This is a genomic window from Alkalihalobacillus sp. MEB130, from assembly GCF_032335535.1.
GTDB lineage: Bacteria > Bacillota > Bacilli > Bacillales > Bacillaceae_D > Halalkalibacter.
In genome coordinates, this window is sequence record NZ_JAOANA010000010.1 from 1 (window position 1) to 26,588 (window position 26,588).

At 37.5% G+C, this 26,588-nt stretch carries 27 protein-coding genes and 3 tRNA genes; 26 read left to right on the forward strand and 4 right to left on the reverse strand.

The genetic code is table 11. The features are described from left to right. Positions 1–228 (reverse strand): hypothetical protein (locus N0O92_RS11365; protein ID WP_315614778.1); only part of this gene is annotated, 228 nt, incomplete at its 3' end. Between the two features lie 43 nt (positions 229–271). Here N0O92_RS11365 and N0O92_RS11370 point away from each other — a divergent pair. The 7 genes from N0O92_RS11370 to N0O92_RS11400 all read left to right on the forward strand — a co-directional run bounded on the left by N0O92_RS11370 (position 272) and on the right by N0O92_RS11400 (position 2,377). Next, positions 272–347, forward strand: a tRNA-Lys gene (locus tag N0O92_RS11370). An 8-nt stretch (positions 348–355) separates the two neighbouring features. Then, positions 356–440: transfer RNA gene (locus N0O92_RS11375), tRNA-Leu, on the forward strand. 7 nt (positions 441–447) lie between these two features. After that, a tRNA-Arg gene (locus N0O92_RS11380) sits at positions 448–524 on the forward strand. A gap of 239 nt (positions 525–763) precedes the next feature. Beyond that, the gene (locus N0O92_RS11385) at positions 764–1,030 is read left to right on the forward strand and encodes a hypothetical protein (protein ID WP_315614779.1); all 267 of its coding nucleotides are present in this window, start codon (positions 764–766) and stop codon (positions 1,028–1,030) included. A gap of 208 nt (positions 1,031–1,238) precedes the next feature. Beyond that, positions 1,239–1,538: a hypothetical protein gene (locus tag N0O92_RS11390; protein WP_315614780.1), complete on the forward strand. Its 300-nt coding sequence runs from the start codon at positions 1,239–1,241 to the stop codon at positions 1,536–1,538. Positions 1,539–1,676: 138 nt separating this feature from the next. After that, positions 1,677–2,000: a hypothetical protein gene (locus N0O92_RS11395; RefSeq protein ID WP_315614781.1), complete on the forward strand. Its 324-nt coding sequence runs from the start codon at positions 1,677–1,679 to the stop codon at positions 1,998–2,000. A 14-nt stretch (positions 2,001–2,014) separates the two neighbouring features. Beyond that, on the forward strand, positions 2,015–2,377 hold the full coding sequence (locus tag N0O92_RS11400) for a VOC family protein (RefSeq protein WP_315614782.1): 363 nt from the start codon (positions 2,015–2,017) through the stop codon (positions 2,375–2,377). Between the two features lie 140 nt (positions 2,378–2,517). On the opposite strand, the gene N0O92_RS11405 is transcribed toward N0O92_RS11400, so the two are convergent. Then, the gene (locus N0O92_RS11405) at positions 2,518–2,751 is read right to left on the reverse strand and encodes a hypothetical protein (RefSeq protein ID WP_315614783.1); all 234 of its coding nucleotides are present in this window, start codon (positions 2,749–2,751) and stop codon (positions 2,518–2,520) included. A 194-nt stretch (positions 2,752–2,945) separates the two neighbouring features. After that, positions 2,946–3,926 (reverse strand): aldo/keto reductase, encoded by a 981-nt coding sequence (locus tag N0O92_RS11410; RefSeq protein ID WP_315614784.1) that lies wholly within the window; start codon positions 3,924–3,926, stop codon positions 2,946–2,948. 190 nt (positions 3,927–4,116) lie between these two features. On the opposite strand from N0O92_RS11410, the gene N0O92_RS11415 reads away from it, so the two are divergent. From N0O92_RS11415 to N0O92_RS11490, 16 genes are all read left to right on the forward strand, one after another. Further along, positions 4,117–5,025, forward strand: a complete 909-nt coding sequence (locus N0O92_RS11415) for an AraC family transcriptional regulator (RefSeq protein ID WP_315614785.1) — start codon at positions 4,117–4,119, stop codon at positions 5,023–5,025. A gap of 67 nt (positions 5,026–5,092) precedes the next feature. Further along, the gene (locus tag N0O92_RS11420; RefSeq protein ID WP_396334496.1) at positions 5,093–5,383 is read left to right on the forward strand and encodes an RNA polymerase alpha subunit C-terminal domain-containing protein; all 291 of its coding nucleotides are present in this window, start codon (positions 5,093–5,095) and stop codon (positions 5,381–5,383) included. Between the two features lie 507 nt (positions 5,384–5,890). Next, positions 5,891–7,942 (forward strand): BglG family transcription antiterminator, encoded by a 2,052-nt coding sequence (locus N0O92_RS11425; RefSeq protein ID WP_315614786.1) that lies wholly within the window; start codon positions 5,891–5,893, stop codon positions 7,940–7,942. Between the two features lie 29 nt (positions 7,943–7,971). Further along, on the forward strand, positions 7,972–8,256 hold the full coding sequence (locus N0O92_RS11430) for a PTS sugar transporter subunit IIB (protein ID WP_315614787.1): 285 nt from the start codon (positions 7,972–7,974) through the stop codon (positions 8,254–8,256). An 18-nt stretch (positions 8,257–8,274) separates the two neighbouring features. Continuing rightward, positions 8,275–9,321, forward strand: coding sequence for a galactitol-1-phosphate 5-dehydrogenase (locus tag N0O92_RS11435; protein ID WP_315614788.1), 1,047 nt, complete (start codon positions 8,275–8,277; stop codon positions 9,319–9,321). A gap of 7 nt (positions 9,322–9,328) precedes the next feature. Further along, positions 9,329–10,360: a zinc-binding dehydrogenase gene (locus N0O92_RS11440; RefSeq protein WP_315614789.1), complete on the forward strand. Its 1,032-nt coding sequence runs from the start codon at positions 9,329–9,331 to the stop codon at positions 10,358–10,360. 222 nt (positions 10,361–10,582) lie between these two features. Continuing rightward, positions 10,583–11,035, forward strand: a complete 453-nt coding sequence (gene rpiB, locus N0O92_RS11445) for a ribose 5-phosphate isomerase B (protein WP_315614790.1) — start codon at positions 10,583–10,585, stop codon at positions 11,033–11,035. A gap of 10 nt (positions 11,036–11,045) precedes the next feature. Beyond that, positions 11,046–11,927, forward strand: a complete 882-nt coding sequence (locus tag N0O92_RS11450) for a 6-phosphofructokinase (RefSeq protein WP_315614791.1) — start codon at positions 11,046–11,048, stop codon at positions 11,925–11,927. A 322-nt stretch (positions 11,928–12,249) separates the two neighbouring features. Continuing rightward, complete coding sequence (locus tag N0O92_RS11455) at positions 12,250–12,732, forward strand: PTS sugar transporter subunit IIA (protein ID WP_396334501.1); 483 nt, start codon at positions 12,250–12,252, stop codon at positions 12,730–12,732. 1 nt (position 12,733) lies between these two features. Beyond that, entirely contained in the window at positions 12,734–13,018 is a 285-nt protein-coding gene (locus tag N0O92_RS11460; RefSeq protein ID WP_315614793.1) for a PTS sugar transporter subunit IIB, read from the forward strand. A 118-nt stretch (positions 13,019–13,136) separates the two neighbouring features. Beyond that, on the forward strand, positions 13,137–14,399 hold the full coding sequence (locus N0O92_RS11465; protein WP_315614794.1) for a galactitol-specific PTS transporter subunit IIC: 1,263 nt from the start codon (positions 13,137–13,139) through the stop codon (positions 14,397–14,399). Positions 14,400–14,533: 134 nt separating this feature from the next. Then, entirely contained in the window at positions 14,534–14,692 is a 159-nt protein-coding gene (locus tag N0O92_RS11470; RefSeq protein WP_315614795.1) for a hypothetical protein, read from the forward strand. 192 nt (positions 14,693–14,884) lie between these two features. Further along, entirely contained in the window at positions 14,885–16,894 is a 2,010-nt protein-coding gene (tkt, locus tag N0O92_RS11475) for a transketolase (RefSeq protein ID WP_315614796.1), read from the forward strand. A gap of 37 nt (positions 16,895–16,931) precedes the next feature. Beyond that, on the forward strand, positions 16,932–17,198 hold the full coding sequence (locus tag N0O92_RS11480) for a phosphocarrier protein HPr (RefSeq protein WP_315614797.1): 267 nt from the start codon (positions 16,932–16,934) through the stop codon (positions 17,196–17,198). 215 nt (positions 17,199–17,413) lie between these two features. Continuing rightward, the gene (locus tag N0O92_RS11485; protein WP_315614798.1) at positions 17,414–18,877 is read left to right on the forward strand and encodes a protein adenylyltransferase SelO; all 1,464 of its coding nucleotides are present in this window, start codon (positions 17,414–17,416) and stop codon (positions 18,875–18,877) included. Between the two features lie 143 nt (positions 18,878–19,020). After that, positions 19,021–19,875, forward strand: coding sequence for a methyl-accepting chemotaxis protein (locus N0O92_RS11490; RefSeq protein ID WP_315614799.1), 855 nt, complete (start codon positions 19,021–19,023; stop codon positions 19,873–19,875). A 684-nt stretch (positions 19,876–20,559) separates the two neighbouring features. On the opposite strand, the gene N0O92_RS11495 is transcribed toward N0O92_RS11490, so the two are convergent. Continuing rightward, positions 20,560–22,233 (reverse strand): glutamine--tRNA ligase/YqeY domain fusion protein, encoded by a 1,674-nt coding sequence (locus N0O92_RS11495; RefSeq protein ID WP_315614800.1) that lies wholly within the window; start codon positions 22,231–22,233, stop codon positions 20,560–20,562. A gap of 215 nt (positions 22,234–22,448) precedes the next feature. Between N0O92_RS11495 and dcuS the strand changes: the two genes are divergently transcribed. The 3 genes from dcuS to N0O92_RS11510 all read left to right on the forward strand — a co-directional run bounded on the left by dcuS (position 22,449) and on the right by N0O92_RS11510 (position 26,580). Then, on the forward strand, positions 22,449–24,038 hold the full coding sequence (gene dcuS / locus N0O92_RS11500; protein WP_315614801.1) for a DcuS/MalK family sensor histidine kinase: 1,590 nt from the start codon (positions 22,449–22,451) through the stop codon (positions 24,036–24,038). Between the two features lie 5 nt (positions 24,039–24,043). Then, a complete protein-coding gene (locus N0O92_RS11505; RefSeq protein ID WP_315614802.1) occupies positions 24,044–24,751 on the forward strand; it encodes a response regulator in 708 nt (235 codons plus the stop codon). 374 nt (positions 24,752–25,125) lie between these two features. Continuing rightward, entirely contained in the window at positions 25,126–26,580 is a 1,455-nt protein-coding gene (locus tag N0O92_RS11510; RefSeq protein WP_315614928.1) for an anion permease, read from the forward strand. The last annotated feature ends 8 nt before the right edge of the window (positions 26,581–26,588 follow it).

A 26,588-nucleotide genomic window follows, 5' to 3' on the forward strand; every position in this document is an offset into this window, starting at 1 on the left:
CTGACGCAAGTAGCAACAAAGCTTGACTAGTAGAGGAAAGAACAGGTATACGAACGAAGCGACACATCGTCCGTAATCATCATGAGTTACTTCATTTGAATAAACAGCAAGAGCCATTAGCTCAGTTACGAGCAAAGCTTCTTGAAATGCTACGAGTTGTTCTGACGCAAGTAGCAACAAAGCTTGACTAGTAGAGGAAAGAACAGGTATACGAACGAAGCGACACATCGTCCGTAATCATCATGAGTTACTTCATTTGAATAAACAGCAAGAGCCATTAGCTCAGTTGGTAGAGCATCTGACTTTTAATCAGAGGGTCGAAGGTTCGAGTCCTTCATGGCTCACCAGATACTTTGCGGGTGTGGCGGAATTGGCAGACGCGCTAGACTTAGGATCTAGTGTCTTATGACGTGGGGGTTCGACTCCCTTCACCCGCACCATTTTTATGCGCCCTTAGCTCAGCTGGATAGAGCAACGGCCTTCTAAGCCGTCGGTCGGAGGTTCGAATCCTCTAGGGTGCGCCACATTAAAATGTCGATTAGATAGTTTCATACTTCATTACATATTGCAAATATGAATAAACTAGGTGGGGGGATATAAACTTTCTTCACCTAGTTTTATATATATAGGATTTTTACGAGAGAGTGCGTTCCTGCAATAAAGCGGGGGCGCCTTTTTCTTTAAGCCATGTGAAAGGAAATGAATGTTAAAATAAAAAAGTGGTTATTTGAAGAAGAGATAATGAAGGGAGTGTTAATAAGCTTTGAAAGAGTTGAGTATTGAGAGTAAACCTGAGAGTGCACGCATAACTTTTTATTTGCTATCAGTTGGCGCAGCACTTATGACACTTGTTACAGAAGGTGCGTCTTTTCTCTTTGCGCTATTAGCATTGGCATTGATAGCTAAATCTGGGGTTGAACAAGTACACAACAAGTATTTAAAATTTGCTGGAATGGTTACATACGGAATTTACTTTGCTTGGTTTGCCTACAAAGTGGTTTTGTGGTTCTATACAAATTTTATTGCGTAAATATCTATTGAGAGCGTTCCTACTAGAGATGAAACTGAGTTTACTAACGGAATAGATTTATGGACTAATTACATATATTTTTGAGTAAAGTTAGAAAATTTGTTACGAACAAACAGGAGCATTCCTTTAAAAAGGGATGCTTATTCCTATGTTAATGAATTGGTAATGAATGTTAAACTGAAGAGGTATTATAATCTGAGAGGCGGAATTGGTAAAGTTGAATCATTTACTTAGCTTATTAGGGATAGTCATCATATTAGTTCTATCAGGTTGTAATAACCAGATAGATGCTCCCCATTTCATCTGGAACGATATTCTATATATTGCGACATATGAACCTATTTCAGATGAAGAGATTATAGAAGAGATTGGGATAATTTCAGAAGTGGTAGGAGGTACAGCAGAGGAAAGTGGAGAGGCTAAAGGAATTGCTCAAGGTACGAGACTATATCGAATAAAAGGGAGAGAGGTCTCTTCTGGTAAATTGGTTTTATTGCATATGAAATAGATGACAAATTTTATATTGCAAGTAAATATAATCAATAGTTAAAATGTAATTCAACTGCAGGGTAGATGTTAACTAAAGCTTTTCGATTAAAGAGTAAAAGAGTTCTAGAACGTAGAAAAAAGCAAAGGATGAATGGGTATGATTGACGCTGGTTGGCTTAATGTAGGTAGCCTCCTACTTGGATTAGTTGCTTGGATCCTTCCTTTTATTAGTTTAACAAAAAATAAGAAACAGGCTAATCAAAATTGGGTAACCTTGTCTTTTGTTAGTTTCACTGCTTGTGCGATTTCGCTGTGTTTCCAAATTTTTTATACATACCACCTTGTAATGGTTGAGGATTGGAGTGCGCTTATGGACACCATGTATGCTGTAGCATTTGCCTCAGCCGTTCTTCTCATCGTTACCATAGTATTAAATACAATAATTTTGAATGTATATTGTAGTAAAAAGAGTAGGCTATAGAGGAGGACACCTTAATGATTATCGGATTACATCACGCTCAGATTACGATCCCAAAAGGAGCGGAAGAACAAGGTAAAGATTTTTACTGTCATGTATTAGGATTAACAGAAATTGAAAAGCCTGATTCTCTTAAAGGGAGAGGGGGATTCTGGTTACAAGTCGGAGACAAAGAGGTTCATGTAGGTACAGAAGAGGGCTTCAATAGGGAAACAACGAAAGCACATTTAGCCTATCAAGTAGAAGATGTTTCTTACTGGAAAGAAGTATTAGAAAAGAACAATATAAAAATATTAGACTCCGTTCCAATTCCAAATTACGAACGTTTTGAATTTAGAGACCCATTTGGTAACAGAGTAGAAATGATAAAAGTCATATAACATCTTTAACTAACAGTAGCGGATCTACATCTGTTTTTAATCATCAAAAATTGTAATCATACTGAAGTAAGGGGAAATTCCCAGTGTTCGTTCAGGAATGATCCTTACTTCAATAGTCAGTTAAAGGGTATCACAAGGTTCTATTCCCTATCTAATTTTAATTTAGTAAAGATCTTTCCATTATTCAACTCGCACCATTCAAATTCGGGATAAGTTTCTTTCACTCCATGTTTTTCATAGAAAGCTTCCTTATCTTTGAATACTTCCATTACCCCTTTATCTAGTAAGGTCAGCATTCGATAAGAATTTATTTCGAAAAACTTAGAAATAGCTATTAATTCACCTATTTGGAGATTGTGAGTCGTATCATTCATTATTTCCTCTCCTTTATAGGAAAGATTTCATATGCATCAAACGTAGCTCTGGTTGCTGCGGTGGTGTTTACTAAGGATAACCCATAATTGTCATATTGCAATGAACACTTTTTAAAGTGTGTACCAAAAGTGTTTAAGTTATTGATTATTGTCACAAATTTAATTTAGAAAAAGGCGTTTTTTTAATCAAAGGTTTATTTATGCCCAACTATTTGATGTGGTATATATGGTTCTTCTAGAAATGCAATTTCTTCAGCTGTTAGGTTAACCGCTGAAGCACCGATGGCATCTTCGATATGGGATAGTTTCGTAGCACCAATAATAGGGGCTGTTACTGTTTCTTGCCGCAATAACCAAGCAAGTGCAACATGGATGCGGGGAACACCATGTCTCTCTGCAAGTGCTGCAACCCGATCTACAACTAATCGGTCTGCATCGGCAGTCGTATCATATTTTGATTTTTGGATTTGGTCCGTCTCGGAACGATGCGTGGTTTCCGACCAATCACGAGTCAATCTTCCTGATGCAAGCGGGCTGTATGGAGTCACACCGATTTTTTCTTCCTTACAAAGAGGAAGCATTTCCCTCTCTTCTTCACGGTAGATGAGGTTGTAATGATTCTGCATCGACACAAAGCGAGTCCATCCATTGCTCTTTGCTACATGTAATGCTTTTTGAAACTGCCATGCGTACATAGCTGAAGCACCAATATATCTTGCCTTTCCAGCCTTCACTACATCATGCAATGCTTCCATCGTTTCTTCAATAGGCGTATGGTAATCCCAGCGATGGATAATATAAAGATCTACATAATCCGTTCCCAGTCTTTTCAAACTCTTATCGATTTGACTCATAATGGCTTTTCGAGAAAGCCCCGCGCCATTAGGGCCTTCATGCATGCGACCGTGAACCTTAGTTGCAAGTACAACTTCATCTCGACTGGCATAATCTTTTAGAGCCCGTCCAAGGAATTCTTCGCTCGTTCCCATTGAATACACGTTTGCTGTATCAAAAAAATTGATACCAAGATCAAGAGCTTTTCTGATAATAGAGCGACTTTGCTCTTCATTAAGAACCCATTGATGTATCCATTTTTCTGCTTCACCAAAACTCATGCAGCCAAGACAAAATCTAGAGACATCCAATCCAGTATTACCTAGTTTCACATACTCCATTTATGATTCCTCACTCTCATTATTAGCAAAGTTGTTGGTTATACCCAGATTCAGTATGACACAAAGATTTAATAAACCCTTATCCCATTCGTATCAAATTTTTGCCTAATCCTATCAAAGACCTTTCACGCTTAGAGATTATTAAGTAAAATGAAACCATCGATAATGAAAAGAATAAGGAGAAAAAGAGATGTCTAAGAAAATCGATAATCAGCATGAACTGGGCAAACTTATTGAGCGTTATACAGGGCAAGATGGTGTTCATCCCACCTCTATTCCGTCATTATTTCTTATCCGTGAATCCATTATTACTGAACCCATCTCTAGAGTGAACGAGCCTTCTTTTTGCATAATCATCCAAGGAGAGAAAGAGGTGTGGTTAGGAGAGGAATGCTTTAGGTATGGCCCTGGTCATTACATTGTGGCGGCCGTTGATTTACCGGTCACAGGGCAAGTGATCAAAGCTTCATTCGACTCTCCATACTTGGCACTTAAACTGGAATTCACACCAAGCGAAGTATTAGAGGTTTTACATGATAAGGATATTCAACCTGTCCAAAGAAAAAATGCGAAACGAGCGATGTTTATTAGTGAAGTAGAGCCATCATTGTTGGATGCAGTAATTAGATTAGTTAGTCTGTTAGATGTTCCGAAACATATTTCAATACTAGCTCCTTTATTTAAGAAAGAAATACTTTATTGGGTGTTACAAGGTCCGCGCGGGGAAGCACTGGAGCAAATTGCGTTAGAAGGTAGCAATGCCCTCCGAATTAGAAACGTAATCGATCATATCATTCAGAACTATGAAACGTCTTTTCGAGTAGAGGATCTAGCGGAAATAGCGAATATGAGCGGGGCTTCGCTTCATCGGCATTTTAAAGAAATAACAGCTATGAGCCCGATTCAGTTTCAAAAACAATTGAGATTGCAGGAAGCGCGACGTTTGCTAGTAGCAGAGTCATCGGATGTAGCTGATGTCGCATTTAGGGTGGGCTATGAAAGTCAATCGCAATTTAGTCGAGAGTATTCTCGCATGTTTGGTTTATCACCAAAAGCGGATATGAGCCGAATGAGAGAGAGTTATAGTTCAATTCCATGAAGTTGAACCCCTCTAAAAAAAGGTATAAAAACTATGTCATTGGTAAAAAAATGAAGGAGGAATTATTTTGACAGCAGAAAAAGCAAGGATTTGTGAAAAGGGACATACATACTACAAAAGTAGTGAGTGTCCAAGTTGCCCTATTTGTGATAAAGAGAGGAAGCCTTCTAGTGGATTCCTTTCGAAACTAAGTTCACCTGCAAGAAATGCACTAGTTCATGAAGGAATTGACACTTTGCAGGAACTATCAAAGTATACGGAAAAAGAAATATTGAAAATTCATGGCATTGGACCAGCTTCCTTACCTATTATGAGAACTTTATTAGAAGAAGAAGGCTTAGTATTTAAAAATAAATAATCTAAAGATGTATTGTATTTTGAAGATACGAGTATCTCGAAATCAATGGATGAGATGTCCAAACGTATAGAAAGTTGTTGCTGTTGGTACAGAACAAGCGTCATTGAACCCAAGAAATCTCCTCTTTCATTGACAAAAGTTGATAAGATGAGCAAAGAATTAAGCAAATATGTGTCAGAGTCTAACCAAAATAGCGTACTAAGTCGTAATGATTTAGTACGCTATTTTTGTTTTTACACTGATGCACGTGGTGTCCTTAGGGACTATGGGAATACAGTTGCCGGGAAGATTTAGCTCGTAATTTAATATTGGCAACAATGAACGAACAAAACCGTATTTTCTATTTGTGGTTTCTTCATTCTTCTTTGCTTAGGATTATGTTTATAGGTTGTTTATAACTAGTAAAACATCAAGTTGCACAAAAGGCAGACAATAAATGTGTATGAAAGCGTAATCAACTAATGTCAATTTGCTGTTAATATAAACTTAAGTAAGGGGGAGCAGCTTATGTATCTAGATGAAAGAAGCAACTTAATATTAAAAGAAGTAGTTGCGAATCCGGATATTTCCAATAAGGATTTGGAGAATAAGTTTCAATTGTCCCGAAGACAAATTAGCTATAGCTTTACAAAAATCAATGATTGGTTAAAAGAAAAGAATTACCCAGTTATATCTCGTACAAACGGTGGCAAATTCATCGTGAATTCCGTTTTAATAGATTTATTTGCAGAAAAAACAAATGATTCTTCCTCTGCGACGTATATCCCATCTGAAAAAGAGCGGGCTGAATTTATTATTTTAATGTTATTAAGTGGTGAAGAAGAATTATCACTCGTTCACTTCTCTAGTGCCTTACAAGTGAGTAAAAACACGATTTTAAGAGATATGAAACTTTCTCATACTATTGTAAGCGAGTACAAATTAGAGATTGTCTATTCAAGAATGCACGGTTACGAAGTAAGTGGCAGTGAATGGGATAAGCGAAGATTATTTATTGATGTTTTGAGAAAAGTTTATGAGATTTATAAAGGTGAAAGCTACATTCAGAAACTTGCGAACATATCTGTAGCCGATATTGAAAAGCTAAAAACGCAAATGGAAGAAGTAGAAAATCGTTTAAACCTTAAGTTTATTGATGAACGAATTAAGATTCTCCCTTACATTATAGCGGCCCTTCTAAAAAGAATTAAAAAAGGCAACTTACTCACAGGCTCATACCATATTGATTACGATGAGTTGTCGGATACAAAAGAATTTGAAGCAGCTGAAATCTTAATTCAAGATATAAAAGATATTCCTAAGGAAGAGCGACTATTTATCACGTTGCAGCTCCTTACATCAAATGTACTTAGTTCACAATTTTTGACTGAAACGGAATTGCCGCAACTAAAGGAATCTTTGAAATCTAGTTTAGAACTATTTGAGAAAAAAGCATGTATTCTTTTTAAAGAAAAAGAGGCGTTGTTAGAAAGATTAGTTTTGCATATGAAACCCGCCTATTATCGAATTAAATATTCGTTAACGACTAATTATTCCATTCTCGAGAAGGTTAGTGAAGAATTTGAGGCGATTCATTTCATTGTGAAAGATTCAATAAAACCGTTTGAAGACTACATTGGGAGTCCTGTTCCAGAAAGTGAAATTATGTTTATCACGATCTTCATTGGTGGACATCTTATTAATAGCGGAGAGACGATTTCTTTTAAGAAAAGAGCTGCTGTTGTATGTCCAAACGGTGTTTCGATCTCAAGATTAATGGAAAATACCCTACGTGATCTATTTCCAGAATTTTATTTTTATGAAGCCTTTTCCATTCGAGAGTTTGAACGACAAACAGATTTGGAATTTGATATTGTTTTTTCGCCAGTTGCTTTGCAAACAGAGAAACACTTATTTATCGTAGACCAATTTATTAGTGATTTTGAAAAAACACAACTACGCCAACGTGTTATGCAAGCGATCTTTGGATTGAATTCATCTGTCGTGAAAATTGATCAGCTTCTATCCGTCATTGATAAACATGCAAAAATTGAGAATAAGATAGCGTTAGAGAAGGCGTTGCAGGATTATTTTTCTATTCAATTCTCTGGTGAATCGAAGCAGAAAAAGGATTATGGCTTAACGGATTTCATTATCCCTGAAACGGTAATTCTTGAAGAATCTGTTGAAAACTGGCAGGATGCATTATCGATAGCTTCTCAGCCGCTATTAGATAGAGGAAATATCACGGAAACCTATGTGGAAGCCATGAAAAGTCAGTATTCAGAAATGACACCAAACATTGTTTTGCGACTCAATATTGCTATTCCACACGCCCGCCCTATTGATGGAGTCAATAAAGTAGGGATGAGCATATTAAGGATCAAAGACGGACTCACGTTTAAAGATCAAGAAAAAGTTCACTTTGTCGTTGTGATCGCAGCCATTGATAAAAACCAACACTTAAATGCTTTGTTACAGTTAATGAAATTAGCTGAAATGAATGATGTGTTAGAAGAGATGCTCCATGCTCCTAACTCAAATGAACTTGTAAATCTTGTCGCGAACTCTGTAAAATAAGTTGTTTTTCTTAAAAAGGAGAGAGTGAAATGAACATCCCAACAGTACTGGTTGCATGTGGGGCAGGTATCGCAACATCTACAATTGTTTGTAACCGTGTAGAAAATCTATTAAAAGAAAACAATGTAAGAGCTCAAGTAGTTCAATGTATGATTTCTGAAGTTTCCTCCCTTCAAGATGGAGCAAGTTTCATTATTTCAACAACCATTCTACCAACAAAATATAGGATCCCAAGTATTGTTGCTACTTCTTACATTACAGGGGTTGGAATGGAAGAGTTAGATCAAGAAATTCTTACATTGTTAAGAAAATAATGACCTTTAGGAGGGCTTATGAAGGCAGCTGTTTTACATTCTGAAAATCATTTTATTTATCAGGACATGGAAAGTGTCGAGTGTCAGGACGATGAAGTGAAAATAAAAGTGATGGCTGCAGGGATTTGCGGATCAGACACACACAAGATGGTTAGCAAATGGAAGTATCCGCTACCTGCGATCATGGGTCATGAATTTTCTGGTTATGTCGTTGAGAAAGGAAGCGATGTAGCAAATGTTGAGGTAGGGGATCGGGTAGTAGCTATTCCCTTTCTCCCTTGCTACACCTGTGAATATTGTAAAAGTGGTGTGTACTCATTATGTGAAGACCATGGAATGGTAGGATCGAAATCGTACGGTGGGTTTGCGGAGTATGTCAATTTGAAAGCAACAAACGTCTTGCCCATTGGGAACATGGATTTTGAGGAAGCCGCTATGATTGAGCCGCTCGCAGTTGCATTACACGGGGTATTACATATTCAGCCTAGATTAGGAGATGTAGCTGCAGTATTTGGAGTTGGGACGATTGGAATGTTAGCGATACAATGGTTGAAAATTGCTGGCGTGAAAGAAATTATTGCCATCGACATTTCTGATGAAAAGTTAGCGGAAGCAAAGGCTATGGGCTGTGAAAGAACGATTAATCCTTTACAAGACAATTTAAATGAGAAGGTTCATGAGTATACAAATGGTTTAGGTGTTGACGTAGCTTTAGAATGTGCAGGATCGAAAATTACACAAGAACAATGTTTGTTAATAACACGCAAAAAAGGAAAAATTGGCTATTTGGGAATTGCCTACTCAGATGTTGTTCTCTCTCAACAAGCCTTTGAAAATATATTCAGAAAAGAACTGACGTTAAAAGGATTTTGGAACTGCTATTCTGCTCCATTTCCAGGTGAAGAGTGGACAAAAAGCATAGATTTTATTTTAAAAGGTCGAATCAAACTAAAAGAATTGATTTCTCACCGTTTTCCTTTAGAAGAAACTCAAAAAGCATTCGATTTAATGATCAATCGTAAGGAAACTTACGGAAAAGTAATGATAATCCCAAACAAGGAGTGAAGTACAAGTGAAAGCAGTAATGAAGTTGAATCCAGGTCATGACAATATGTCATTAGAAACCATTACCGAACCAGAAGTTACAGGAGATTTAGTGAAAATAAAGGTAGCCTATACAGGGATTTGTGGTACAGATATTCATACATTCACAGGAGAATATGCAAATTCTAAAACTCCTGTTGTACTAGGACATGAATTTTCTGGAACTGTGACAGAAGTTGGCCCTAATGTACAAAATGTAAAAGTAGGAGATCGCGTGACAAGTGAAACCACTTTTACAACTTGCGGAGAATGTGAATATTGTCTAGAAAAAGATTATAATCTATGTTCAAATCGAAAAGGAATCGGAACTCAAGTTAATGGAAGTATGGCTGAGTTTGTTATTTCAAGAGAAGAGAGTGTTCATGTTTTAGCTGATTCTATTAGTCTAAAAGCGGCTGCTCTAGCAGAACCACTTGCATGTTGTGTTCACGCTGGATTAGAGAAAACAACAATTGAAAAAGAAGATAAAGTACTTGTTTTCGGACCAGGACCAATTGGTTTATTGCAATGTCAAGTAGCGAAAGCTCAAGGAGCGTTTGTCATTTTAGCAGGTATTACAAAAGATAAAGAACGGTTAGAATTAGCGAAGTCGATAGGTGTAGATGTCATTGTTGACGTATTAGAAGAAGATCTTACAGAAGTTGTTATGAAACACACAGATGGATACGGAGTCGACAAAGTATTCGAGTGTTCTGGGGCTGTACCTGCTCTAAACCAAGGGTTACCATTGGTTAAGAAAAAAGGAACATTCGTTCAAGTTGGAATCTTTGCTAATAAAATGAACCCGTTAGATCAAGAATCCATTGTTCAACGAGAAATTAACTACATTGGAACACGATCTCAAAAACCTAGCTCTTGGCATCTGGCCTTGAAACTATTAGAGGATCAAAAGATTGATGTAGATAAGATGATTACAAAGGTGGTTCCTTTAGATGAATGGCGTCAAGGTTTCGAGGCTGTAATGGGTGGAAATGAGATAAAAGTAATCATTGAGTCTTAATAGTTTTGCCAATATTCATAATATTAAAAACACTCTACTGAGATAGAGTGTTTTTTTGTTGTTTTTTTTCATCACTAGGGCGCACAACACTATTTACATTAACTGGGATGGAAGCGCATTAAAACATGCAAGTAATAGTGATAAAATAAAGTAGTAGATGAAATCAATAATCCTCAGGAAAGAAAAAGTTAGCCATAATTAACTTTAGAAAGAGTGAGGAACATGAAAGTAGCTATTAGCTGTGACCATGGTGGTCTTGTTTTAAAAGAAGAAGTAAAAAAGGTTATGGAAGAGCTTCAAATTGATTTTGTTGACTTAGGCTGTGACTGTAATGGGTCTGTAGATTACCCTGATTACGCAATTCCCGTTGCAGAACAGGTTAGGGATGGCAAAGTAGATCGTGGCATTTTAATTTGTGGAACAGGCATTGGCATGTCAATCGCAGCTAACAAAGTCAAAGGAATTCGCTGTGCTCTTGTGCATGATGTATTTAGTGCAAAAGCTACTCGGCTTCATAATAATTCAAATGTGTTAGCGATGGGAGAGCGAGTCATCGGTCCAGGACTTGCTAGTGAAATTGTAAAGGCATGGCTTTTAACGGAGTTCGAAGGTGGACGTCATCTTAATCGAGTGAATAAATTAGTAGAATACGAAGAAAACACTATTTTACGTTGAGGAGGAAAAGATGACGAGAATAGGATTACTAAATTTAGATGTTTCTCCTTCAGGACTTAATCAAATGGTTCATGCTATTATTTCAGAAGTCGAAGATTATAATGTAATGGGAATAGAAATGGACCGGTTCAAAAATGAGTTTCATGTAAGAGATTTAAGAGAAGCGTGTGATGCCTATCATTACCCAATTTTGAAGCCAATACCATCAAGAAATACCTTAGCATTTCAGCAAGTTCTTTCAGGGTTTGATGCAGTTGTTATGATTGGTACTGGTAATTCCTATCACTTTGTAAAAGAAATTACGAAGCAAATTAGTGAGACTCGTTTTTTGTTTGTACCTGTCTCTATTCATAATGACATTGAAGGTTCGGACATTTCTTTAGGGTATGATACTGCTATTAACGCCATCATTGAAAATACGTTGAAAGTTCGAGATACGATTCAATCATTAAAATATGATAGTCCAAGATTATTTGGTGTTCAACTCCCAGGTCAAGTACCAACGGAAATGTTAGAGGAACTTTCTCTCGCTGTTGAAGGATACTTTCTTCCTTATAACTGGAATAGATTACATCAAATCCAACTTGAACAAGCGTTAAGGAATGACTTTTCGAGTGGTAAGACATTTTCGTTCTTGTTTTTTGATGATCGTATTGAGCCCTCACAGTTACCAAATACGATCCTGCCTACTTTAGACTTTGACTGGAAAGTAATCAAACTAGATGAAGCTATATGTATGGGACAGAATCCAACAGCCCTTGATCGAATTTTGGCTATGAAGTTTGCAAGTCAAGTTGTCAATTGGATCCATAGTGATTGGCAATCTGGCAGTTTGAACATATTTAGAAGAAATGTATTCTTCGAGGAAATGACAGCTAAAACTAGTATCTGAAAGGACGGCCTCAGCATGTAAAGCTGAGCCGTCTTTTTTTAGGTTTGTAAAAGATATACTAAGAAAATGATCATCACAATGTTGTACAAAGCGCAATCAATGAATGGGGATGAAAACGGATACATTTAGGCGGTTTTCGATGGTACTATTAATTTATAGAAAAGAGATAAAAACCCTGCTAGATAATCAAAAAAGGATTGTTGATTTCATCTACGACTGTCAATAATCATGAAACGATTATCGAAGCAATTTTTATCACTCATTCTTTCCATATTAAAATGATATGAACGAATTAGATAAAAGGCTAGATGAACTTAGGAGGATTTCCAAAATGTTACTTGATGAAAATTTAATCTTGAAAGATGTAGAAGCAACTAGTGCTGAAGAAGCAATCCGCTTAATGGCAGGAAATTTATTTGAAAAAGGAATTGTGAAAGAAAGCTACATCGAAGCAATTGTAGAACGTGAAAAGAATTTTGCAACCGGGTTGCCAACGAAAGGATATTCCGTTGCTATTCCTCATACAGACAAAGAGCATGTGAACGAGAAGGCAATTAGTGTTGCTATCTTAAAGGAACCAGTTGATTTTGTCATTATGGGTGAAGAAAGTGAAACGACACCAGTTAAACTAGTTTTTATGCTAGCCATGAACGAAAGTCATTCACAGTTAGAATTGTTACAAAGGTTGATGCAAATCTTCCAAGATGATGAAGTTTTGCACTCGTTAGCACATGAGGAATCGAAAACAAAGATAAAAGATTCTCTCTTACAATTATTAAACTTTCAATTGAAAGGAGGTGAATAAGATGAAAAAGAAACAAATTCTAATCGCTTGTGGAGCTGGAATTGCAACATCTACAATCGTAAATGATGCAATTGAATCTATGTGTAAAGAAAATGGCATTGCGGCGAACTTAGTACAAATTAAAATCACTGAAGTTGGTGGTTATGTCGATACAGCTGATTTATTAGTCAGCACTACGATTGTTCAAAAAGAGTATCCATTCCCAGTAATTAATGCAAGAGCATTTTTAACAGGAATCGGTCTAGATGAAGCAAAAGCTGAAATTCTAGAGCAACTTAAAAAATAACGAAGAAGATGAAGAAATAGAGAGTCTTCTAATGAAAAACAACATTCTCGATTCCGAGTTCGAAAGTTTCTTTTGAAATGAGGAATCGAGAAAAAATGAAGTAAAGGGGAATCCGATTATGGATCGTATGGTTGAATTTTTACAATCATTTTTGGCACTAGGCCCAACGGTTATTTTGCCAGTTGCAATCTTCTTAATAGGTTTAGCTTTCGGACAAAAGATTGGAAAGGCTTTCCGATCAGGTATTACAATTGGAGTTGCCTTCGTAGGGATTTTCCTTGTTGTAGATCTACTAGTTAGTAACCTAGGACCTGCAGCAAATGGAATGGTTGATCGATTTGGGATTGAGTTAAACGTCATTGATGTTGGGTGGCCAGGTGCTGCATCGATGTCATGGGCTTCGCCAATTGCCGCATTCATTATTCCATTAGGATTATTAGTGAACGTAATCATGCTAGCAACAAATACGACAAGAACGATGAACGTTGATATTTGGAACTTCTGGCATTTTACGTTTACAGGTGCGATTGTCTACACAATCTCAGGCAGTATGATTCAAGGTTTAATCGCAGCCGTTCTTTTCCAAATTGCGTGTTTGAAAATTGCGGACTGGACTGCGCCGATGTTACGAGATTATTTTGATTTACCAGGTATATCTGTTGCAACGGGTAGTACCGTATCGTATGCACCACTAGGTATTCCATTAGTGAAATTATTACAAAAAACACCAGTAGTGAAAAATTGGAACGCCGATCCTGAATCGATTCAAAGACGATTTGGAGTGTTTGGAGAATCCATTTTTATGGGATTATTCTTAGGTATTGGTTTAGGTCTATTAGCAGGCTATCCATTTGGAGAGACAATTCAAATTGGGATGGCAATGGCTGGGGTAATGGTTCTAATGCCACGTATGGTTAAGATTTTAATGGAAGGATTAACACCAGTTTCTGAATCTGCTCGTGAATTTTTAAAGAAAAAATTTGGTCAAAAAGATATTTATATTGGGTTAGATGCAGCTGTAGCTATAGGACATCCATCCGTTATTTCAACAGCTTTAATCTTAGTACCAATTACAGTTTTATTAGCTGTTATTTTACCAGGAAACAATGTATTACCGTTTGGTGACTTAGCAACGATTCCATTTATCGTAGCTTTTATCGTTGGAGCTGCAAGAGGAAATATTGTTCATTCTGTAATTGTAGGATCTATTCTAATTGCATTAACGTTATATATGGCAACGGATATTGCAGTTATTCATACTGAAATGGCAGTAAATGGTCAATTTAATTTGCCAGAAGGTACAAATCTAGTATCTAGTCTTGACCAAGGTGGAAACTTAATTAACTGGGTAATTTGGAAAGTATTTGCAATTTTTAACTAAAAAAAAACGAGTAAAAAAAGAAAAATGACCCTCTGCCAAGAAGTTATTCTCTTTCTTACTCGATACACATACTAAAACTGTATTATAGTGAGCTAAACTTTTCAATAAGAAAAATATGAAAATAGGGTGATCATATGGTAGAACAATTTGTAGATTATGCGTTAGGTCCACATGGAAGGTTTTTGAGCGATTTTTATTTACAGTATCAATTCCCCATTAATACGTTAGTAGTGGCAGTTGCTGTATATAAATTGTTTTCTGGAAAAAGAAAAAAAGAAGCGGAAACCAATTAATCTCCGATAACTCAATATGCGGATACTACTATTCTAAAATGTAAGCATATGTTTACTCTAGTACTATTTTTCTTTTGAGAATTAAAGAAGATAGCAATAGCAAGGGGGATTAATCTACTAGTTTAATCCTCGTTTGCTTATAACAAATAAAAGAATCGTCTATATGAATAAAATAATAAAGGGGCGGTATTCATGAGTACTTTAGTCAATCAAAATGTTTCTCAATTAGCAGTGAATGCGATTCGAACACTATCCATAGATGCAATTGAAAAAGCAAACTCTGGTCATCCAGGTATGCCGATGGGGGCAGCCCCGATGGCTTATACGTTATGGGCAAAAGAAATGAATCATAATCCATATAATCCGAATTGGTTTAATCGTGATCGTTTTGTGTTATCTGCTGGCCATGGTTCAATGCTTCTATATAGTCTTTTACATTTATTTGGGTATGATGTTTCCATTGATGACTTGAAAAACTTCCGCCAGTGGGGGAGCAAAACGCCTGGACATCCTGAATATGGCCATACACCTGGAGTAGAAGCCACAACAGGACCTTTAGGACAAGGGGTTGCAATGGCTGTTGGTATGGCAATGGCTGAACGTCATATGGCAGAAACGTATAATCAAGATCAGTTCAATCTTGTGGATCATTTTACTTACAGCATTTGTGGGGATGGAGATCTGATGGAAGGGATCTCTGCAGAAGCAGCCTCTTTAGCAGGTCACCTGAAATTAGGACGTTTAGTTGTTATGTACGATTCAAATGATATATCACTAGATGGTGATTTGCACTTATCCTTTTCCGAAAGTGTAGAAAATCGTTTTAAAGCATATGGTTGGCAGGTTATCCGTGTCGAAGACGGAAATGATATCGATGAGCTACATAAGGCTATTCAAGCAGCAAAATTAGATACAGAGCGCCCAACATTAATTGAAGTTAAGACGACCATTGGTTTTGGTTCACCAAGTAAATCTGGGAAATCAGCATCACATGGCGCCCCACTTGGTCTAGAAGAAACAAAGCTAACGAAAGAAGCATATGGTTGGACTTATGAAGAAGAATTTTACGTACCAGAAGAAGTAGCCAATCATTTTAATGAACTAGCTGAACAAGGAGCAAAAAAAGAGGCAGAATGGAATCAGTTGTTTGAACAATATAAAACAGCACATCCAGAGTTAGCAAGGAAGTTTGAGGAAGCTGTAAATGGAGTTCTTCCTAAAGAGTGGGAAGATAGCTTGCCAGAATTTTCAGCGACTGAAGGGTTAGCGACAAGAGCTTCATCTGGAAAAACGTTAAATGCAGCAGCTAATGCTATTCCGCAGTTAATTGGTGGTTCAGCTGACTTGGCTGGTTCAAATAAGACTCTTATATCATCTGAACAAAATTACGGAATTGACAGTTACTCAGCGAGAAATATTTGGTTTGGTGTTCGCGAATTTGCCATGGGTTCAGCGTTAAATGGAATGGCTTTACATGGTGGAGTGAAAGTTTTCGGAGCTACATTCTTTGTCTTTTCTGACTACCTGCGACCTGCTATAAGGCTCGCTGCTCTTATGAAGCTTCCTGTAACGTATGTATTTACTCATGATAGTGTTGCGGTTGGAGAAGACGGTCCAACTCATGAACCGATCGAACAATTGGCTTCATTACGTGCTATGCCAGGCTTGTCGGTTATTCGTCCAGCTGATGCGAAAGAAACGGTTGCTGCATGGAGATTAGCTCTTGAAAGTACGGACACCCCAACAGCATTAGTGTTGACGCGTCAAGACTTACCAACATTAGACGTCGATCAGGAAACAGTGTATGAAGGTGTTAAAAAGGGAGCTTATGTAGTATCTCAAGCAAAAGAAGAAGCGACAGGTTTGCTTCTAGCAACTGGTTCTGAAGTGTCTCTTGCCATTGCCGCACAAAAGGAATTAGAAAAGGAAAAGATTTTCGTTTCTGTTGTAAGTATGCCAAGTTGGGATCGCTTTGAACAGCAATCAGCTGAGTACCGCAGAAGCGTTCTCCCAAGCCATTTAACGAATCGTTTAGCGATTGAATTAGGAGCTTCCCTTGGGTGGAGAGAGTATATTGGGGATCGTGGTGACAAACTAACAATTGATCATTTTGGAGCCTCCGCTCCAGCAAGTAAACTCTTTGAGGAATATGGATTTACAGTAGAAAATGTTGTTGCGAGATACAAGGCATTAACAAAGTAAAAGATTGAAACAAATTCATGGAAAGAGGAGAGTAAATATGCCACAAAAAACATTTACCGTCATTGATAAAACAGGAATCCATGCACGTCCAGCGACCGTTTTAGTTAAAGAAGCTGGAAATTTTGAGGCGGCAGTTGAACTAGAGTATAACGGAAAAAGTGTAAATCTTAAATCGATTATGGGTGTTATGTCTCTAGGAATACCAGAAGGTGCTGAGATAAAAATCACTACGTCAGGTAAAGATGAGAATGAAGCATTAGAAGCAATGACGGAAACTATCACGAGTCAAGGATTAGCTAAATAAAAAGTTCGACTTAATTTGAGAAGGAGTTAGGTTGAAAAACGAAAAGGATGTACCTTTCAAATTTGAAGGGACATCCTTTTTTATTTTTTATAAGAGGCTCTAATAAGAGAAGGTATAATAACTAGGGCGAAGTGGACAATAAACACATTACTGTTATTTATACGAAGCGAAATGATATAGTACATAAAAAGTCAAATAGATGAAAGGGAGTAAACATGGAAAACAAAACAAAAGTAGGTTGGAATTTTGACAACAGTTATGCACGACTGCCAGAAGTCTTCTTTTCTAACACCGAACCCACTTCTGTACGTTCACCGAAGTTGATTATTTTAAACGATTCTTTGGCTGCTTCATTAGGATTGGATGTGGAAACTCTCAAGAGTGAAGAAGGAGTAGCGGTACAAGCAGGAAATCAGCTTCCTGAAGGTGCAATGCCTCTAGCTCAAGCATATGCAGGACATCAATTTGGACATTTTACGATGTTAGGTGATGGCAGAGCGGTATTGCTTGGGGAGCAGATCACTTCTTCAGGTGAACGATTTGATATTCAGCTAAAAGGTTCAGGAAGAACGCCATACTCCCGTGGTGGAGACGGGAGAGCAACAGTGGGACCTATGCTACGTGAATACATTATTAGTGAAGCGATGCATGGTCTAGGTATACCAACGACAAGAAGCTTAGCGGTTGTATCAACAGGGGAGCCGGTGATGCGGGAGAAAGAGCTTCCTGGAGCAGTTTTAACCCGGGTTGCCGCGAGTCATATTCGTTTCGGCACATTCCAATACGTAGCTAAGTGGGGTTCAGTAGAGGAACTAAAGACATTGGCTGATTATACGATTGAGCGTCATTATCCTGATATTAAAGATGATGGAAATCGATATTTGACCCTTTTACAACAAGTTGTTCAGAGAAAGGCGATGCTAATAGCGAAATGGCAGCAGGTTGGCTTTATTCACGGGGTTATGAACACAGACAATATGACACTTAGTGGAGAAACGATTGATTATGGACCGTGTGCTTTTATGGACACATATGATCCAGAAACCGTTTTTAGTTCCATTGATCGACAAGGTCGTTATGCATTTGGAAATCAACCTAAAATTGCGGCATGGAATTTAGCAAGGTTTGCCGAAGCTCTCTTAGCGCTTATCCATGAGGATCAAGATGAGGCAGTTACATTGGCCCAAAATGAGATCTCTAGATTCGCAGATCATTTCCGTATTCACTGGCTTACGGGCATGAGAGCAAAGCTTGGAATTTTTCATGAAGAAGAGCAAGACGAACAATTAATTGAAAATTTACTTCAACTGATGGATAAGTATCATGCTGACTATACAAATACATTTCTTGCATTAACGTTTTCCAAACAGGAGGGCGAACTATTTGCTAGTGAGGAATTTGCTGACTGGCAGAAACGGTGGCATGCAAGAAGAGAACGACAGCAAGAATCGAAGGACGCTTCAATTGATTTAATGAAGCAGTCTAATCCAGCTGTTATTCCTCGTAATCACAGGGTAGAAGAGGCATTGGCTGCTGCTGTTGAACATGAGGACTATAGTGTAATGAATCAGCTGCTTGCCGTTCTTGCTAACCCTTATGCCCACTCAGATGAACAAGCAATGTATTCTACATTGCCTGAGTCGACAACTCAACCTTATCAAACGTTCTGTGGAACATAAACACTTTATAAAAAAGGCAAAGAACCAAAGGTTTTTTGCTTTTTTATTTATGCAAATCATGTACAAATTATATATGTATATTGTACAATGTATACTAGTTAAAAAGAACTAGTTAAATAGAATGGTATGTAGAGGAGAAGAAAATGAACATGATAATCTCAAATGCAAATGTAAATAGTGGCGAGATGAGTATCATATCAGCATATAAACAGGTGATTCCGGTTATCCAAGCTATGTTACCTGATATTGCGATAGGGCTCACCAATTGTGAAGAATGGATAGCTTATTACCCTGGACGCAAAATTGACTTAGGAATAAGAGCAGGGAGCAAAATCAATCCAGAAGAGCCGTTAGCGGAATGCATTACGTTTAATAAGAAAATAAGAACAGAAGTGGACGCACAATTTTTTGGGTTTCCTTTTACGGGTTTAGCAACACCTATACTAGAAGGCAATACCGTTGTGGGTGCCATTGCGATTCAGCTTCAAGAGCAAAATGAAAAACGTTTGTTAGGAATATCTGAGACAATGGTAGCTGCCCTTTCGCAAGCAAATGAAGGTGTGGCAACGATTGCCGAAGGAGCAGAAGGGTTAGCTGATGCAACAGATACACTGCTTGATCAATCTCAGAAGGCTTCGGAATATGTAAAAAATACAGATGAAGTTTTAAATTTCATCAAAAAAATTGCCGATCAAACCAATATCTTAGGTTTGAATGCGTCCATTGAAGCTGCGCGTGCGGGAGATAAGGGCAAGGGCTTTAAGGTCGTAGCTGAAGAAATACGAAAACTGTCCCATAATACGGTTTCTTCGACTGAGAAGATACGGAACACACTGATGAATATTCAAAAATCAATGGATGAGATATCCCTATCCATTGAAAAGGTAGTCGCAGTTGGAACCGAACAAGCCTCATCAACACAAGAGATTTCATCATTCATTGATGAAATTGAAAAAATGAGTAAAGAATTAAATACATATGCTTCAGAGCTTCTATAAGTGACAACCTGTCTATAAAAAGGAAGAAGCTAGGACTAATTAAAGGGTTTAACTGAGAATGCGAACGATGCACAACCTTAGCGGAGGAAATATACGTATACTCCTGCGGGATCAAAGGGAAGCCACTGAAAAAGTGCTCGTTTATTTCGGACTTGAAAAGGAGCTTCGACCCGCTCCCGGGATGGGGGGCACGCTTTCCGCAGGCGGGCGTTGAACTAACCGGCTGCGCCGGTGGATTTCAACCTGCCCTTCCCTCCTGCAGGAGTCGGCCCTCCCATCCCGTCCGCTTTGTTGAGAGGAAAGATAGAAATTTCCTACTCTCAACGATCGAAAATAATAGGAGAAGTAGCGTAAAAAAGGCCTTTGAGAAATGAAACTCAAAGGCCTTTTGTCTAGTCTGAAGTTTAATTTTCAACAAACATTTCACTATCTTTTTATTTTATAATTTAGATAGTACATAGATGAGAGGACTCTTCCTTCTTTGGGTTCAAAACACACATCTCGCCATGACGAACGGAGAACGAATTATTACAGCGGCAGTCCACACATTGCGTAAGCGCGAGGAGGCTCAACAGCCGCTCGCGGAAAGCGAAGTGTATTTCCGGAGCGATTACATGCATTAACTATTGTTGCGTTCGATTTCTCATTAATAAACTCTTTTGTCCCAGCTTCTTTTTTTGATTATTATAGTTTGAACGAACTTTTTAACGAAACAATTAAGTTGAAAACAAGGTTTTCTTTCGTTGTTTCTTTAGGATCAACATTGAAATAACCATGTCTAAAAAATTGAAACTTTTCTTGTGTAGCAACATCTTTCATATTTGGTTCAACAAACCCTTGTAATATCTCAAGAGAATTAGGGTTTACTTGATCAAGAAATGTTTTTTCCACAGCTGAATCTGTTTCTTCTTCTTCTAACTCTTCTGGATCATCTGTTTTCAGTAATGGTTCATATAATCTAAACTCAGCAGGAACAGCTTGTGTTGCTTCAACCCAATGTAATGTTCCTTTTACTTTACGACCCGTAAATCCACTTCCGCTTTTGGTCTCAGGATCATACGTACAATGAATTTCAACTACATTTCCTTCTTCGTCTTTAATAACATCCTCACATTTGATGAAATAAGCATGTTTGAGACGAACTTCGTTTCCAGGGAAGAGGCGGAAGTATTTCTTTGGAGGATCTTCCATGAAATCTTCTTGTTCAATGTAAATTTCTCTTGAAAACGGAATTTGCCTTGTACCCATTTCAGGATTTTCAGGATTAATTTCCGCATCAAGCATTTCTACTTGGCCTTCTGGATAGTTCGTAATCACCACTTTTAGTGGGCGAAGAATACCCATTGTCCGCGGTGCTTTTAATTTCAAATCTTCTCGTACAAAGTAATCAAGCATTTGTGAATCTACCGTTCCAGATCCTTTCGATACACCTGTTTCTCTAACAAAAGCACGAATGGCCTCAGGAGTATACCCTCGTCTTCGTAACCCTGAGATCGTCGGCATGCGCGGGTCATCCCACCCGTCAACGAACCCTTCATCAACTAACTGTTTCAATTTTCGTTTACTCATAACAGCATTGGTAATGTTAAGACGGCCAAATTCGTATTGTTTCGGAACACTCGACGTTTCACATTCTTCAATGATCCAATTGTACAAAGGACGTTGATCTTCAAACTCCGTCGTGCAAATAGAATGTGTCACATCCTCGATAGCATCCTCTAATGGATGAGCAAAGGCGTACATCGGATAAATGCACCACTCGTCGCCTGTATTATGGTGAGTTGCATGAGAAATTCGGTAAATGACCGGGTCACGCATGTTAATATTAGGCGATTTCATATCGATTTTTGCTCGTAACACTTTTTCTCCATTATTAAATTCACCTTTACGCATACGTTCAAACAAATCTAAATTTTCCTCAATAGAACGATTGCGATAAGGGCTGTCTTTTCCTGGTTCCGTTAATGTACCACGGTATTCGCGGATTTCATCTGGAGAAAGATCATCAACATACGCTTTCCCTTTGTTAATAAGAAGAACTGCTCGCTCATACATCTCTTGAAAATAATCGGAAGCAAAAAATAACCCATCCCAGTCATATCCAAGCCACTGTACATCTTCTTTAATAGCATGAACATACTCTGAGTCTTCCTTTAATGGGTTGGTGTCATCAAAGCGTAAGTTTGTTTTGCCATTAAACTCATCTGCTAAGTCAAAGTTTATGACAATTGATTTGGCATGGCCAATATGTAAATATCCATTAGGTTCTGGTGGGAAACGAGTAATGACATGGTTTCGTTTACCAGATTCTAGATCTTCTTTAATAATGTTACGTATAAAGTTCGAATTATGATCCACGTTATTCACCCTTTCTTGGTTTGTTCTGTGTATTATATTTTTTCCCAAAATACACATGTAATAGACAATATTGTATCATAAGTCATTGTTTGTACAAATGCTATTATATTACGATGAACTTCTTAAGATGAATTTCATTAGTTTCTTTGATTTGTATGTAAAAACAATGAAAGGAATGTAGTACAAAATTAGAATTTGAAGGTGTAGAGATGAATGTGAAAAAAGTACCCCTAAGGACAAAGATTATCTTCCTTACTTGTACTGTGGTCATAGTAGCCTTGCTAGTAAATAATTTTTTAACGAGTAAAAGTATTGAAAAGGCAACCATTCAAAATATCGAGGAAAAAGCGTCAACTATTTCAAAAATGGTAGCACTTTCTCCTGTTGTGATTCAAACGTTAAGCAATAATGAAGATACAACATATTTACAGGAATACGTGGAAGAGCTGAGAGAAGCAACAAATGTCTTATTTATTGTCATTTTAAATATGGACCGAATTCGAATCACTCATCCGCTTTCAGAAATGATAGGCGAGAAGTTTGTTGGAGGAGATGAAGAGATTGTTTTTGAAGGTGTGGAAAGTCTATCAATAGCTGAAGGAACATTGGGATATTCGCTAAGGTACTTCACCCCTATTTTTGATGACAATGGTGTTCAAATCGGAGCGGCAGTTGCAGGTTTTTTATTAGAAGATGTTGAGACAGCCATTTATGAAAATCGGATTATTCTTTTTATTGGGACGTTTTTGAGTTTACTTATTGGAGTACTAGGAGCTGTATTTCTATCAAACAAAATAAAAAACATTTTGTTTGGCATGGAACCACCCCAAGTAGCCAAGCTGTTAGAAGAACGAAGTGCCATGCTTCATTATGCAAGAGAAGGAATCGTAGCTGTCGATGTGAATCAAAACATTACGTTAATTAATGGTGAAGGGAAGAGGTTGTTTAACAAAGTAGCGAAAGGCAATCAAGAATATATCGGGATGAACTTATCGCATATCATACCATTTTCTGAAATGGAACATGTGTTAACGAATGGGATTTCTACGTTAGACCAGGAAATATCATTACCCAACATCGCTCTTGTTGTGAATCAAGTTCCTCTTTATGTTGACAATCATATTGTTGGAGCGGTTGCGACATTTAGGGATAAAACAGAGTTGAAAAAGCTAGCTGAGGAACTGACGGGATTTAAGTTGTATACAGAGGCTTTACGGGCTCAAACACACGAGTTTATGAACAAGATGCACGTTATTTTAGGAATGGTACAACTGAAGCGTTATAACGAGCTAGTTGTTTATGTGAAGAAGGCAACGAATATTTTACAAGATGAGATTCGTTTTATTACAAAGCATGTGAAGGACCCTGTTTTAGCTGGTTTTCTATTAGGGAAAGTTAGCTATGCGCGTGAAAGAGGAGCAGAGCTTGTTTTTAAAGAAGAATTCATCATTCCGCTGCCCCAAAATAGGGATGTTTCTCATGACTTAATTACCATTTTAGGTAACTTAATTGATAATGGACTGGATGCTGTGCAAAGTTGTACAAGAAAGCAGTTGAAGGTTTCGTCCTTCTATGAGGATCATTATCTCTATATCTCTGTCCAAGATACCGGAGTAGGGATGGATGAACAACTACTCAATGTCATATTTGATAAGGAAACTAGTACAAAAGGTGAAAAAAGAGGATTCGGTTTATATTTAGTGCATCAAAGTGTTCGTCAATTAGATGGAAACATCGATGTTATTTCTGAAGAGGGACTAGGTACAACATTTATAGTGGAGATCCCATACACGATCCAGGAGTGATAAATATGATACAAGTCTTAATTGTTGAAGATGATCCGATGGTAGCAGAATTTAATCGACGATATTTAGAAAAAGTAGTAGGGTATCAGCTTCATTCTATCGTTGCCTCAGTCGAAGAGGCATTTGAAATAGTGAAAAGCAATGAAATTGATTTAATTTTATTAGATATTTATATGCCTCAAAAAAACGGCTGGGACTTGTTAAATATGGTTCGTAGAAAAGAAGTGGAAGTTGATATTATTGTGATTTCAGCTTCTTGTGACACGGAAAGCATTAAAAAGGCGCTTAGGTATGGGGTTATTGATTATTTAATTAAACCGTTTGAATTTGATCGTTTTTATACAGCATTATGTGAATATAGAACTGAACGAAATATGATTGAATTGAAAAACAAATTTCATCAAAAGGATTTAGATAGTCAATTTTTTCAAAAACATTCTAAGAAAATCGAAATAGCCGAACTACCAAAGGGGTTAACAAGGAACACTCTTAGTCTAGTTTGGACCAACGTAAAAAATAGAAAAGTAAAACCATTTTCCACAGATGAGTTGGCAATGGACATAGGTATTTCAAGAGTTTCCCTACGTAAATATTTACAGTTTCTAAATGAAATTCACATCATTAAAACAGAGGTTGTTTATGGGAAGATAGGAAGACCTGTCTATAAACACATTGTCACTGGAAATGATGACGGCATTAGTGGATATTTATAAAAATAGCCTCTCACTGAACTGCACCCCATTTATTAGAATGGTGGTGCAATTTTTTGTTTGTAAATAAATAACAATCTTCCATTTTGTAATGTTTGAAGTGATGAAAGAGGGAAGTTGCTTTTTAAAGTTACAAAACGTTTGCATAACTTTTATTACCTTTTTATCTTCTAGAAGATCATTTATATTAAAAGTAGATTGAATGTGAAGTTATTCACAAGTGAACAACCCAATACAATTGATGGTGTGTTTACTAGTTTAAAATAACAAAAGAAATCGCAATTTTTTTTAATACGAATTGTGAATAATTTCACAAATTAAATTAAGGTAAAAAGGAGTGAGTAAAAATGGCAATACCTTTAGCAAAAGTTAAAAACATGCAACACGAATCAAAAGATTTCACCCCGCCAGAAAATAAGAAAAAAAGAGAAGTGAAAATGATTCCCTTACTAATAACAGTAGCGATTGGGGTTATTATTTGGAACATTAATCCTCCTGCTGGGTTAGAGCCTGAAGCGTGGCAGCTATTTGCCATATTCGTTGCAACCATTATTGGTCTGATTATTAAACCAGCACCTATGGGAGTCGTTGCTATATTAGGGTTAACCGCAACGGTTCTAACACAGACGTTGACGATGGGAGAAGCTTTAAGCGGTTTTAGTAATAGTGTTATTTGGCTAATTGTTATAGCATTCTTTATTTCTCGTGGCTTTATTAAAACAGGCTTAGGAACTCGTGTGGCTTACTTCTTTGTTATGAAATTTGGAAAGAAAACGTTAGGGCTATCATACGCATTGCTTTTAAGTGATTTGTTGTTAGCGCCTGCCATGCCGTCTAATACGGCAAGAGCTGGAGGAATCATTCTTCCCATTATTCGATCTCTATCTGAAACATATGGTTCACGAGCTGGTGATGGAACGGAGCGCAAGGTAGGAGCCTTTTTAACAAAAGTGGCTTTTCAAGGAGATATGGTCACCTCTGCTATGTTTTTAACCGCTATGGCCGCTAATCCACTTGCGATGAGTTTAACAGCAGAAATTACAGGAGAGACGATTACATGGACAGGATGGATGATTGCGGCGTCCGTTCCAGGTCTCATTAGTTTAATTATCATTCCGCTTGTCATTTACAAACTGTATCCACCGGAAATTAAAGAAACACCGGGGGCTGCTGAATTATCGAGACAAAAACTAAAAGATATGGGTCCGTTAAAGATATCAGAGTGGTACATGGTTGGAGTATTTTTCTTGATTTTATCGTTATGGATTTTTGGCCCGAATATGGGTATTGATGCGACAACAACGGCATTCATTGGTCTTGGAGCTCTTTTATTATTACAAGTGTTAACTTGGGATGATGTGAAAAATGAGCAAGGGGCTTGGGATACACTTGTCTGGTTTGCTGCGTTAGTTATGATGGCAACGTTCTTAAACAGTCTTGGCATGATTCCTTGGTTCAGTGGTTTGATGGAAGGTACGGTATCAGGGATGTCTTGGATCGTTGCATTAATCGTATTAGCAATTGTCTATTTCTATTCACACTATTTCTTTGCCAGTAACACGGCTCATGTAAGTGCAATGTATGGTGCCTTTTTGGCTGTATTAGTCGCTGTAGGAGCACCACCGTTACTGTCAGCTTTGTTGCTTGCTTTTTTCAGTAACTTGTTCTCTTGTACAACTCACTATGGATCAGGACCAGCGCCTGCCTTTTTTGGAACGGGTTATGTATCACAAAATAAGTGGTGGTCCATAGGTTTTGTGATCTCCATTATTCATATTGTTGTGTGGCTAGGAATTGGAGGACTATGGTGGAAGTTGTTAGGACTTTGGTAAAACAATGG